Here is a 12,814-nt window from a genome sequence, read left to right on the forward strand (position 1 = left end):
AATAACTACTAATCGAGAAAATAATGCCTTGTTCTCGAGGATTTTTCCTGCGTTATTTCTGATCACTTACTTAGTGTGATTGGTATGAAAAAGGGAGCCTAGGCTCCCTTTAGTTTAAACTATTGCTTTGTTGGCGTTAGCCTTGCATTTGCTTTTCTTTAAGCTCAGCTAGCGTTTTGCAATCAATGCAAAGGTCCGCTGTTGGACGAGCTTCTAGACGGCGAATGCCAATCTCAATACCACAAGAATCACAGAAGCCGAATTCGTCTTCTTCGATCTTGTTTAGAGTTTTCTCGATCTTCTTGATCAAGCGACGCTCGCGGTCACGGTTACGCAACTCTAAGCTGAACTCTTCTTCCTGAGACGCACGGTCTACAGGATCGGGGAAGTTTGCCGCTTCGTCTTGCATGTGTACAACTGTACGTTCTACTTCTTCACGCAATTGGTCGCGCCAAGCTCCTAAAATTTTTGTAAAGTGAGCCATCTGCTCTGGTGACATGTATTCTTCACCAGCTTTTTCTTTGTACGGCTCAACGCCTGCTATGGCTAGAATGCCTAGCGCTTTTTTCTTAGATTCTGGCATACCGCATCTCCTAATAACCTTATCAAACCACTAAGTGGCTTAATTTAAGGCGGGTATCTATAGCAAAAAGTCCTTGTTTTAGCAACGAGTCTGTTAGTTACATTTCTAGCTATACGAATAACTGTGAACAATTCGTCATTTTACAGCCCGTAAAATGGCAACTTGCGCGAGATCTTTATCTGATCAACGGATAGATCTGCATTGTAACAAAGTACTTCAACTCCGGCTTTTTGCGCTTGTTTAAGTAAAGTTGAATAATGCTCATCTATATGGGTTGCAGGGGATACCTTTTCAATACCCGAATGTAAAACAATAAACAAAAGTACGGCTCTTTGCCCTGATTTTGTTATCTCGATCAACTCTCTAAGGTGTTTTTGCCCACGAGTTGTCACTGCGTCCGGAAATTGTCCCAAGCCTTCATCATTAGAAAGTAAGGTGACGCTCTTTACTTCAATATAGCAGTCGGCTTTATCTTGTGAGCGCAGCAAAACATCAATACGACTATTCTCAGAACCATATTTTTGTTCTGTTTGGAGTTCTTCATAGCCTGATAGCTCTTGAATAACGCCCTCTTTAATTCCTTCAATAGCGAGTGCATTGGCGCGTATGGTATTGACGCAGATACGATGGCCCGCTTTTGTCTCTGTGAGTTCCCAGCTATTTGGATACTTACGTTTAGGGTTATCAGAGGTAGAGAACCACACTTTATTGCCCGGTTCCGCACATCCGGTCATCGCCCCAGTGTTAGCGCAATGAATAGTGAGCTCAGATCCGTTTTCTAGGGTAAGGTCGGCAAGAAAGCGCTTATAACGTTTGATTAAAGTGCCGCTTTGTAAGGGAGGAGAAAATTCCATTTCTAAATCATTTGGGTAGAATTGACCAAGGACACATCATGGCATAGGCCCTTCTCTTGACTCAAGCACTATCCAATCTGCCTATTGGCGCAATTTTAGAGGATATTACCGCCTCTCTTAAGCTCCATTCTCAGTTGATTATTCAAGCCCCACCTGGTGCGGGTAAATCGACCTTCTTGCCATTGCAGTTGCTTCTCAACCCACAATGGCAGGGCAAGATCATTATGCTTGAGCCAAGGAGACTTGCGGCGAAGAGTATTGCCACCTTTATTGCAAAACAGCTTGGTGAGCCCGTCGGACAGCGCGTGGGTTATCGAATTCGCGGAGAGAGTAAAACCAGTGCTTCAACTCGGCTTGAAATAGTCACGGAAGGCGTGCTTACCCGTATGATTCAAGCAGATCCAGAGCTTAGCGATGTTGAGCTTTTGCTCTTTGATGAGTTTCACGAACGGAGTATCCACGCTGATCTTGGCTTAGCTTTGGCACTAGAGGTACAGCAAGTCTTCAATGAGCAGCTTAAGATCATTGTGATGTCGGCGACGCTTGACCAGGCGGGTCTGCATTCGATTATGCCTAATGCCGCAGTTCATACCTCAGAAGGGCGTGGCTATCCTATTGAACAGCGATACGCTCCGCTTAAGTCAAATCAAAATCTAATTACGCATATTTATCAGCAAACAAGCAAAGCAATTTACGAAGAAGCGGGCTCAATTATTGTGTTTTTACCAAGCGTAGGGCTGATTAATGCTTGCTTAGAGTCTCTGAGCAATGAGCTATCACAAACCAACGGGCTAAAGGTGCTTCCCTTACATGGTGGCTTGGACTTTGCCGCTCAGCAGCAGGCAATACAGCCATGTATTAATGGCGAAAGAAAGGTGGTGTTGACCACCAATATTGCTGAAACCTCTCTCACAATCGAGGGAGTTAGAATCGTTATTGATTCTGGTCTGGAGAATCGAGCGAGCTTTGACTTGAGTAGTGGCATTACGCGCCTTGAACAAAAATGGATATCGCAATCTTCAGCTATTCAGCGTGCAGGACGTGCAGGTCGAATCGAGCCCGGAATTTGTATAAGGCTGTTTTCTGAATCTCAGTTAAATCAAAACCCATCGCATACAACGCCTGAGATATTACGCTCCGATTTAGCACCTCTAATGCTTGAAGCGGTGCAGTGGGGCAGTAGCGATCTTACTGAATTGCAATTTGTCGACCAACCCTCTTCAGCTGCGGTAACTGCGGCTGCGGAGCTATTGCAACGCCTAACCTTACTTACTTCTGACTTAACCTTGACTCAGCAAGGGAAGCGAGCTCTACAATTAGGTTTAGAACCTCGTTTGGGAGCCATGCTTTCACGCGCGCCAGAACCGCTTTTTAATACTGCGCTTGCTACTACTGCAGTACTCGAAGAGCCGATGAGAAATAATGATGATGTTGCATTTCAAGTCACTCTGTTTGCGGATAAAAAGCATCCAAAACAAGCAGTGTTAAAAAAACGAGTCGAGAATTTATCTTCGAGGTGTAATCGTAAATTTACTCCAGCGTCGATACAAACAGACCAGGTAGGTGTGTGCCTCAGCTTTGCGTTTCCAGATCGTATCGGGCAGCGCCGTTCTTTAACAGGGAATCAGTACCAGTTAGCCTCTGGTCATGGCGCTTTTGTGGATGAGAATAGTCGGTTATCCAGTGATGAATACTTAGTAGTCGCTAACTTGCAGAAAGGGCGGCAGTCGGCCAGCAGAGTATTATCGGCAGCAAGTATCAATATCTCTGAGCTTGAGGCATACCAAGGTTTTGAAGAAGAGGACGTGGTGCATTGGAGTGATGAAAAACAGGCTATGCTCGCAGAGCATCAAGTGCGCTTGGGTCAACTGGTTATAAAACGTAAGCCTATTTCACCCTCCGAGATATCCTCTCAGGTGTTGGCTAAAGGGCTACTGAATTACATCGCTAAAAAAGGCTTGCAGATATTGCCTTGGAGCAAGGACTCTGAGGCGCTCCGAAGTCGTGTTAATTGTGCGCGAACTTGGCTTCCAGAAAAAGAGTGGCCAGATTGGAGTGAGCAAGGTCTATTGAACAATCTAGAGGGGTGGTTGTTACCTTATCTTGATAATGTTCGTTCGGTAAAAGCCCTACAGCGTCTGAATATGCTGGATATTCTTAATGCGGAATTAGGCTGGCCATTAAACCAAGAAATTAATACCTTACTGCCTAAAGCATTGAAGGTGCCCTCAGGATCGAATAAAGCGATTCACTACAGTGAGGGGCAAAATCCTAAGCTATCGGTCAAGTTACAAGAAATGTTTGGTGAGCCTCAGTCGCCAACGGTAGCGCAAGGTAGAGTCAAGGTGACACTTGAATTACTCTCTCCTGCGCAAAGGCCACTTCAGGTAACTCAGGACCTAGCCGGTTTCTGGAATGGGGCGTACAAAGAGGTGCAAAAAGAGATGAAGGGTCGCTATCCTAAGCATCCATGGCCTGATGACCCAGCCTCACACCAAGCGACCAGTAAAACGAAACGTCACCTTAAATAAAATTAAACTATAAATGGAATCATAGCGTGCCAGAGAAACGGACTCCGCCAAAAAGTCGTCAGGTGAAGAAGCCACAAGCGAAAAAGACACCGGCAAAAAAAGCTGCGCCAAAAAAGCCAGCCTCAAAGAACACCAAAGCCAACAAAAAAGCATCGCGCTCATGGCTGAAAAAGCTTTGGGGTATTACATGGAAGCTTGGGGTCACTGGATTTGCGGTACTTGCCTTTGTGATGATCTATCTAAATACGATTGTAGAACGACGCTTTGAAGGGCAGCTTTTTGACCTGCCTACGGTCGTCTACGCTCGTATCTTAAACCTTGCTCCTGGTACCGAAATTACCCATTCTCAGATGCTCAAAGAATTGGATGTTCTGCATTACCGTAAGGTGCGCAGTCCTAAATTTCCTGGAGAGTATTCAGCCTCTAGCACAAAGATAGAGCTTATTCGTCGTCCGTTTGAGTTTCAGGATGGTCCAGAGGCTGAACGTCATGTGATGCTTCACTTTGATAGCTCTAGCGTTACCAAGATTGAGTCAGTAGAGAAGAAAGCGCAACTGGGCTTTTTGCGTCTTGAGCCGAAAATGCTTGGCATGCTGGAGAAAGATGTCACTGAGCAGCGACTGTTTGTAAAACGGCAGGACTATCCCGAGTTTTTGATAGATGCATTGATAACCACAGAAGATCGCGACTTCTATCAGCATGATGGTGTATCACTTACCGCAATCGCTCGCGCATTTGTGGTAAACCTTAAAGCTGGGCGTGCGGTACAAGGTGGCAGTACTCTAACTCAGCAATTAAGTAAGAACCTATTTTTAACCAGAGAAAAAACGCTAGTGAGAAAGGTTCGAGAAGCCTTGATTGCTCTGATCATCGACCATCGATATGACAAAGATCGAATCCTAGAGGCCTATCTCAACGAGGTTTATCTTGGACAAAGCGCAGGTGAAGCGATACACGGTTTTGGCTTAGCCGCCAGATTCTATTTTGGGCAACCGATCCAAGAGTTGCGTATTGACCAAATGGCAATGCTAGTTGGATTGGTGAAGGGACCATCGTATTACAACCCTATTCGTAATCCAGAGCGAGCTAAAGAACGTCGAGACTTGATCCTCAAGTTGATGTTTGAGCAAGGAACCCTCGATTCAGAACAGTACCAACAAGCGGTAAGTAGAGATTTAGATCTGCAAAAGACACCGCAAATTGCGAGTAGGCAGCCCGCTTATTTTCAGCAGCTTAAAAATGAACTAAATCAGTATGTTGGTGAAGATTTTCAGCAGCATGCTGGGCTGCGCTTGTTTACTACTCTAGACCCAGTTTCTCAGTCAATGCTGGAAAAGGCCGTTGTAGAAACTTTACCAAGGCTAGAGAAAGGAAAACCCGATCAGCTGGAAGCAGCCGCTATTGCTGTGGATAGACAAACCGGTGAAATTCGCGCCATGGTTGGCGGAAGACGCACTGGCTATGACGGATTTAATCGAGCGCTCAATGCCTCACGTCAGATTGGTTCTTTGGTTAAACCTGCCATTTACCTCGATGCCTTGATGCAGCCTGATAAGTACCAATTAGCCTCCACCTTGGTTGATGAACCAATATCCCTGAAAGGCAATAAGGGCAGCACTTGGACACCAAGAAACTTTGATCGCAAGTTCCGTGGTGATGTGCCGTTGTACCGTTCGCTCGCTCAATCCTTAAATGTACCAACGGTACAGCTAGGAATGACGCTAGGAATTCGCAATGTACAACAAACCATAGAGAAACTAGGCGTTGGCGCAAATGAGGTACGTCCTCTGCCATCCATGTTCCTTGGATCATTCTCATTAACGCCATATCAAGTGGCGCAGATGTATCAGTCGTTGACTAACTCGGGAAGAAAAGTGCCATTAAGTGCGCTTCGGGTAGTGAAAAACCAAGATGATGAGGTGTTGTATCAATCGTTTCCTCGTGCTCAGCAGGTAGTACCGGAACAAGCTGCTTGGCTAACAACCTTTGCTATGAAAAAAGTCGTTAGTGAAGGGTCGGGGCGTTATCTGTCTGCAAACTACTCTCGCTATGCGCTTGCGGGGAAAACTGGCACCAGTAATGATGGACGTGATAGTTGGTTTGTTGGCGTAGACGGTCGAGAAGTGGTGACCCTATGGGTTGGACGTGATGATAATCAACAAGCGCATTTGACAGGCTCATCGGGTGCTCTGCGAGTCTATGCAGACTACTTAAAACATAGAGAGCCAGAGGTGCTTAGTTTACCTTGGCCAAAAGGTATTCGTACCCTAGGTTATCGCAAACTGGATGATGGAAGCCTAGCGGTAGATTGTACTAGTGATTTCAAACTGCCTGTTTGGGATGAGAGCGGTTTGGCACTAGCGGAGTGTGAATCTAGCGCAAAGCCTTGGTTTAAAAAAATATTACCTTGGTAGGGCCAATGATTTGTCACAAAGTGTGTTAGATTTATAGGTATTCTAATAAACGGATTTATAGGAATATCAATTGCTTCGTAACACATTCCTTGTTGGCATATGTGCAGCCTTTGCTTTTGCTGTACAAGCACAGTCTGCATCCACAGCAGAGACTAATCAGGTCAAGTCAGATTCTAGACCCACCATAGGTGTAGTACTTGCTGGTGGTGGGGCAAAAGGCGCAGCCCACATAGGGGTACTTAAAGCACTTGAAGAGATGCGAATCCCTGTTGATATCATCACTGGTACCAGTATGGGTTCGTACGTCGGTGGACTTTATGCTACCGGACAAAGCGCTGATCAAATTAAAGGCTACTTGACGACCGTTGATTGGAACTCCGGTTATCGTGATCAAGTAAACCGCTCTGATCGCCGTCTGCGCGATAAAGAATACGAAGACCGCTATCAACTTAATACTGACCTTGGTGTTGGTATGGGTACCATTAAAACTCCTAAAGGGGTTGTGCAAGGACAAGGGATGTTGCGCATTTTGCGTGAAACCTCTCGCAACCCTCCTGCGATAGACTCCTTTGATAACATGGCTATTCGTTATCGCGCAGTTGCCACTGATATTGTTGAACTCGAAGAAGTTGTTATCGACAAAGGCTACCTAGTTGACGCCATGATGGCGTCTATGTCGGTACCCGGAGCACTCCCTCCCTATGAGGTAAATGGTCGCATGCTGGTAGACGGTGGTGTGGTCAACAATATGCCGGTTGATCTCGCCAAAGATATGGGTGCGGATTACATTATTGCGGTTGATATCTCCAGTAACTATAAATCGAAAGAAGAGCTCAGAAGCTTTTTAGATGTGGGTGGTCAGCTATCTAATTATTTGGTTCAGCGAGGCACCTTAGAAAAAGCTAAACTTTTGACGGCAGACGATACTTATTTGAAGCCAGAGGTAGGGACGATAGGTACAACCGATTTTAGTGCTATGCCTGAGGCCTATGAATTGGGTTATGAAGCGGCAATGGCCAATCGTGATAAGTTGATGCGCTACTCTCTTTCTGAGGAAGAGTATGCCGCTTATACCGAGCACAAAGCGTTATTAGCAGACCTTATGGTCATGGGAGACGAGATCCCGATTGAAGCCATAGAAGTACAAAACCAAAGCCACTACAATCCCGAGATTCTCAGTCACCGCTTGGATCTTCGGGTGGATGAGCAGCCAACACCGGAAGAAATAGAAGAAGGGATTACTCGTCTTTATGCGTTAGACCGTTTTGAAAAAATCACTTACAGAGTTGAACAGCGAGAGCATGAAAATGCCGTTGTTGTGAGTGTAGATGAAAAGGATTGGGGACCGAATTACCTTAATTTCAGGTTTTATCTTGAAGATGATTTTACGACAGAGAGTAAGTATGGGCTAGGAGCCTCTATCAACTTTACTGATTTGAGTCGTCAAGGTGCGGAGCTACGCACCAATCTAGAGTTAGGTACGGACAAACTGATCTCAGCTGACCTTTACTCCCCATTTTTTGCCAATCAATTACTGTTCAATACGCTTACCCTTAAATATACCGATGAAGGCCGAAACGTTGCTCTGGCATCAATCACCGGTGATATCGATGATTTGTCTCAAACAAAGGATTATATCCCTGTGACCTACAAGCAGTTTGTCGCAGACTTGGGTATTGGCTTGCAACCTGCGCTATGGAATGAAGTCAAAGTGGGTCTTCGCTACACCATTGGTGAGGCCGAGCTATCAACACTTCCGTCAGTGGGCAATTCAAACTTTGAACGAAAAGCTCTGTATGCACGATACCTTCACGATACGTTAGATAGCCTATCTTTCCCAACTCGTGGTTCATTGGTTTACCTCGAATACATTAGCTCATTTGATTCAGTTGAAGAGCAGGGTTCAACCACAGAGGAAGACGAAAGAGTCGACGAGTACAAGATGGACTTAGTAGGTGCTGCAACCTTCTTTGAAAAACACACCTTAGTGGCTACCGCTGAATTGGGTTTATTCGACGCCAATAATTCTGGTGCAGTACCTATTGATCCTTATGATTTGGGTGGTTTTCAAAACCTGTCGGGTATCCCAAGAAATAGTTTAATTGGTCAGAATAAGGCATTTACGAAGCTGGTTTATCGCTATCAATGGTTTGAGAATGATTTCGGCATGTTCCAATCGCCAGTTTACCTAGGTGGTTCGGTGGAGTATGGCGGTGTTTGGACTGGGCCAGATAAAGATATTGGTGATGCCCCTATGTTTGTTGCAGGGTCATTGTTTGCCGGAATCGACTCACCTGTAGGGCCAGTCATTCTTGGTTATGGTCATACCGAAGATGGCATGGGGTCAGTGTATTTGATTATAGGTACAGCCTTTAAATAGTGCCTCTGGAGGCACTTTCAGACACAATTTGTAAAAAATTTCATCCTAAGTTGCTATGTTGGTCAAAATGGCGAGATTTTAATTTAAGGTTAATTTTGATATTCTCGGTACACCATTTTGGCCCTTGTTCACTGCAGTGCATAAGTGTTGCAGAAATATTACGACAATAGAACAAGGTGTCTGATCAAAGGATGTCTGTAGCTTTTTGGCTCACAGACCACAACCAGAGGAATGATGTTGTGCTTGAAGCTTATCGCAAACACGTAGCTGAGCGTGCTGAACAGGGAGTGGTTCCAAAGCCCCTAGACGCAGAACAAGTGGCTGCACTTGTTGAATTACTTAAGAACCCACCTCAAGGTGAAGAAACCTTCATCTTAGACCTTCTAGAAAACCGTATTCCACCAGGTGTAGATGAAGCCGCTTATGTTAAAGCAGGCTTTCTAACTGCTATCACTAAGGGTGAGGTTGAGTCGCCGCTAGTTAGCAAGCAAAAAGCGGCTGAGCTGCTTGGTACAATGCAGGGTGGTTACAACATCGAACCGCTAGTTAGCCTATTAGATGACGCTGAACTGGCTCCTATCGCGACAAAAGCACTTTCTCATACTCTGCTGATGTTCGATGCCTTCTACGATGTAGAAGAGAAAGCAAAAGCGGGTAATGAGTTCGCCAAGAAAGTCATTCAATCATGGGCTGATGCTGAATGGTTCACATCGAAAGATAAAGTTGCTGAAAAAATCACAGTTAAAGTATTTAAAGTCACCGGCGAAACCAATACCGATGACCTATCACCAGCGCCTGACGCTTGGTCACGTCCAGATATTCCAGTGCATGCTAGAGCAATGCTTAAGATGGAGCGTGAGGGTATCCACCCTGATGAGCAGGGCAGCGTTGGTCCTATCACTCAAATTGAAGAGCTGCAAAAAGACGGCATCCCACTTGCTTATGTTGGTGACGTTGTAGGTACAGGTTCTTCACGTAAGTCGGCGACAAACTCTGTGCTTTGGTTCATGGGTGATGACATCCCATTTGTACCAAACAAGCGCACAGGCGGTATCTGTCTAGGTGGTAAGATCGCTCCTATCTTCTACAACACAATGGAAGATTCAGGTGCATTACCAATTGAACTAGACGTTCAAGAAATGAATATGGGTGATGTGATTGATATCTACCCATACGAAGGCGTTGTACGTAAGAATGGCGAAGAGATTTCTAGCTTTGAACTAGGCAAAGTATTGCTTGATGAGGTTCGTGCTGGTGGACGTATCCCGCTTATTGTTGGTCGTGGTCTAACAAGCCGAGCGCGTGTTTCGCTTGGCCTTGAAGAGACTGATTTATTTGCTAAACCAATTGACCCAACTGCATCAGATAAAGGCTACACCCTAGCTCAGAAGATGGTTGGTAAAGCATGTGGCGTTGAAGGTGTGCGTGCAGGTCAATACTGCGAGCCTAAGATGACTACCGTAGGTTCTCAAGACACCACAGGTCCTATGACTCGCGATGAGTTGAAAGACCTTGCTTGCTTGGGCTTCTCAGCTGATCTTGTTATGCAGTCTTTCTGTCACACATCAGCCTATCCAAAACCGGTTGATGTGAACACTCACCATACGCTACCTGATTTCATCATGAACCGTGGCGGTGTATCACTTCGTCCAGGTGACGGGGTTATCCACTCATGGCTAAACCGTATGTTGCTTCCTGATACTGTAGGTACAGGTGGTGACTCACATACTCGTTTCCCTCTAGGTATTTCTTTCCCTGCAGGTTCTGGTCTTGTCGCGTTTGCTGCTGCGACAGGTGTTATGCCATTGGATATGCCTGAATCTATCTTGGTGCGCTTTAAAGGTGAAATGAAGCCGGGTATCACGCTGCGTGATCTAGTTCATGCCATTCCTTATTACGGCATCAAGCAAGGTCTACTAACGGTTGAGAAAGCAGGCAAGATCAACGAGTTCTCTGGTCGCGTTCTTGAAATTGAGGGCGTTGAACACCTAAGCGTAGAGCAGGCATTTGAACTTTCTGATGCATCTGCAGAGCGAAGTGCTGCAGGTTGTACAGTTAAGCTATCTCAAGAGTCTATCGAAGAGTATCTAAACTCTAACATCGTTATGCTTAAGTGGATGATTGCTGAAGGCTACGGTGACCGTCGTACTATTGAGCGTCGTATTACTGCTATGCAAGAGTGGCTAGATAAGCCTGAGCTTATGGAAGCGGACAAAGACGCTGAATACGCTCATGTAATTGAAATTGATCTGGCAGAGATCGATGAACCAATCTTGTGCGCGCCAAATGATCCTGATGATGCACGTCCACTATCTGAAGTACAAGGTACTGAAATTGATGAAGTATTCATCGGTTCGTGTATGACCAATATTGGGCACTTCCGCGCTGCAGGTAAACTATTGGAGAAATTCAACGGTCAGTTGGATACTCGCCTGTGGGTTGCACCACCAACTAAGATGGACCGTGATCAGCTGACTGAAGAAGGCTATTACGGCATCTTTGGACGTGCAGGGGTTCGTATCGAAACTCCGGGCTGTTCGCTGTGTATGGGTAACCAAGCACGTGTTGCTGATAAGGCAACAGTGATGTCAACGTCGACTCGTAACTTCCCGAACCGTTTAGGTACTGGTGCGAACGTTTACTTGGCTTCAGCAGAACTGGCCGCTGTAGGTGCTATCTTAGGTCGCATTCCAACTAAAAAAGAATACCTAGAGTACTCATCACAGATTGATGCGACAGCAGCGGATACATACCGTTACCTGAACTTCCATCGTATGGGCGAGTACACAGACAAAGCAGATACGGTAATTTTCCAAGAACCAGCATAATGTCAGAGTTACTGTAAATATGAAAAGGCCGCTTGATAGCGGCCTTTTTTTTGCATTAAAAGTAGCGTAACGCTTTGTTATATCGAGCGCTTCATCATATACAACGCAGCTACGTTGCGAGCAGTTAGCTCAATATTCTCCGCAGCTTCTGCCAGTGCTGTTGGCAGATCTACCGAGCGGTTTACAACTGAAAATACCGCATCGATACCGTGCGCATGAACCACACCACAGTCTGCAGATAGGCAGCCTGCAATACCGATGACGGGTAAGTTATGCTTCTTGGCGGCGCGTGCAACGCCAATCGGCGTTTTACCGTGAATGGTTTGGCTATCAATACGGCCTTCACCTGTAATAACAAGGTCTGCATCCGCAACAATGCTATCTAGATTTACTGCATCCATGACAATGTTGATGCCAGGGCGAAGCTCTGCATTTAATAGACCAACCAGCGCTGCACCAAGGCCGCCAGCGGCTCCCGCACCTGGCAGGTTAATGACGTCTGCACCCAATTGCTGTTTCATGATGCTTGCGTAGTGGGCAAGGTTAGCATCTAATTGTTCAACCATATCTGGTGTTGCCCCTTTTTGTGGGCCAAAGACATGTGATGCGCCTTTGGGACCACACAGTGGGTTATCAACATCACAAGCAACCTCAAGGCGCACGCTTTGTAGGCGCGGATCTAGTTTGCTTAGGTCTATGGTTGCCAGTTTTGATAACTCACCACCACCAAAGCCAAGCTGGTTGCCTTCAGCGTCTAGCATGCGAATGCCAAGCGCTTGAGCCATTCCCAAGCCCCCATCATTGGTAGCGCTACCGCCGATACCAATAATAATATGCTCAACACCGTTATCTAATACCGCTTTGATTAGCTCGCCAGTACCATAGGTGGTTGTTTTTAATGGGTTACGCTTCTCAGGTACGACTAAATCTAGGCCAGAAGCTGCTGCCATTTCGATGATCGCAGTCTTGCCATCACCTAGCATGCCGTAGAAACCGTCAACAGTTTCTCCTAGCGGACCAACCACGGAGTGCTTGGTGATAGAGCCCTTTGTCGCGTCTACTAGTGATTGAACTGTGCCCTCACCACCATCTGCCATAGGCAGTTTGATGTACTCAGCGTCTGGCATTATATGTTTGAAGCCGTCTTCAATCGCTTGAGCAACGCCCATTGCAGATAGGCTTTCTTTATATGAATCAGGAGCAATTACAATTTTCATTTTGAAA

7 protein-coding genes are annotated in these 12,814 nt (G+C 45.8%); 4 read left to right on the forward strand and 3 right to left on the reverse strand.

All coding sequences use genetic code 11. From position 1 onward, the window contains the following. Positions 1-136 precede the first annotated feature (136 nt). Both dksA and sfsA read right to left on the reverse strand, forming a co-directional pair. Positions 137-583: an RNA polymerase-binding protein DksA gene (gene dksA / locus OCU46_RS02485; protein ID WP_141269754.1), complete on the reverse strand. Its 447-nt coding sequence runs from the start codon at positions 581-583 to the stop codon at positions 137-139. Positions 584-723: 140 nt separating this feature from the next. After that, entirely contained in the window at positions 724-1,437 is a 714-nt protein-coding gene (gene sfsA / locus OCU46_RS02490; protein ID WP_141269753.1) for a DNA/RNA nuclease SfsA, read from the reverse strand. 56 nt (positions 1,438-1,493) lie between these two features. Between sfsA and hrpB the strand changes: the two genes are divergently transcribed. From hrpB to acnB, 4 genes are all read left to right on the forward strand, one after another. Beyond that, on the forward strand, positions 1,494-3,968 hold the full coding sequence (gene hrpB / locus OCU46_RS02495; RefSeq protein WP_141269751.1) for an ATP-dependent helicase HrpB: 2,475 nt from the start codon (positions 1,494-1,496) through the stop codon (positions 3,966-3,968). 26 nt (positions 3,969-3,994) lie between these two features. Then, positions 3,995-6,382: a penicillin-binding protein 1B gene (gene mrcB, locus OCU46_RS02500; RefSeq protein ID WP_141269749.1), complete on the forward strand. Its 2,388-nt coding sequence runs from the start codon at positions 3,995-3,997 to the stop codon at positions 6,380-6,382. Positions 6,383-6,452: 70 nt separating this feature from the next. Beyond that, the gene (locus OCU46_RS02505) at positions 6,453-8,762 is read left to right on the forward strand and encodes a patatin-like phospholipase family protein (RefSeq protein WP_141269747.1); all 2,310 of its coding nucleotides are present in this window, start codon (positions 6,453-6,455) and stop codon (positions 8,760-8,762) included. Between the two features lie 239 nt (positions 8,763-9,001). Then, positions 9,002-11,590, forward strand: coding sequence for a bifunctional aconitate hydratase 2/2-methylisocitrate dehydratase (acnB, locus tag OCU46_RS02510; protein ID WP_141269848.1), 2,589 nt, complete (start codon positions 9,002-9,004; stop codon positions 11,588-11,590). A gap of 77 nt (positions 11,591-11,667) precedes the next feature. On the opposite strand, the gene OCU46_RS02515 is transcribed toward acnB, so the two are convergent. After that, complete coding sequence (locus tag OCU46_RS02515) at positions 11,668-12,807, reverse strand: glycerate kinase (protein ID WP_141269745.1); 1,140 nt, start codon at positions 12,805-12,807, stop codon at positions 11,668-11,670. Positions 12,808-12,814: the final 7 nt, after the last annotated feature.

This window comes from Vibrio comitans (genome assembly GCA_024346835.1).
GTDB classification, from domain to species: Bacteria; Pseudomonadota; Gammaproteobacteria; order Enterobacterales; family Vibrionaceae; genus Vibrio; species Vibrio comitans.

What these genes read in the sequence shown, in the direction of transcription:
- dksA (WP_141269754.1), bottom strand. Translation starts at nt 583, where the DNA reads ATGCCAGAATCTAAGAAAAAAGCGCTAGGCATTCTAGCCATAGCAGGC.
- sfsA (WP_141269753.1), bottom strand. Translation starts at nt 1,437, where the DNA reads ATGGAATTTTCTCCTCCCTTACAAAGCGGCACTTTAATCAAACGTTAT.
- OCU46_RS02515 (WP_141269745.1), bottom strand. Translation starts at nt 12,807, where the DNA reads ATGAAAATTGTAATTGCTCCTGATTCATATAAAGAAAGCCTATCTGCA.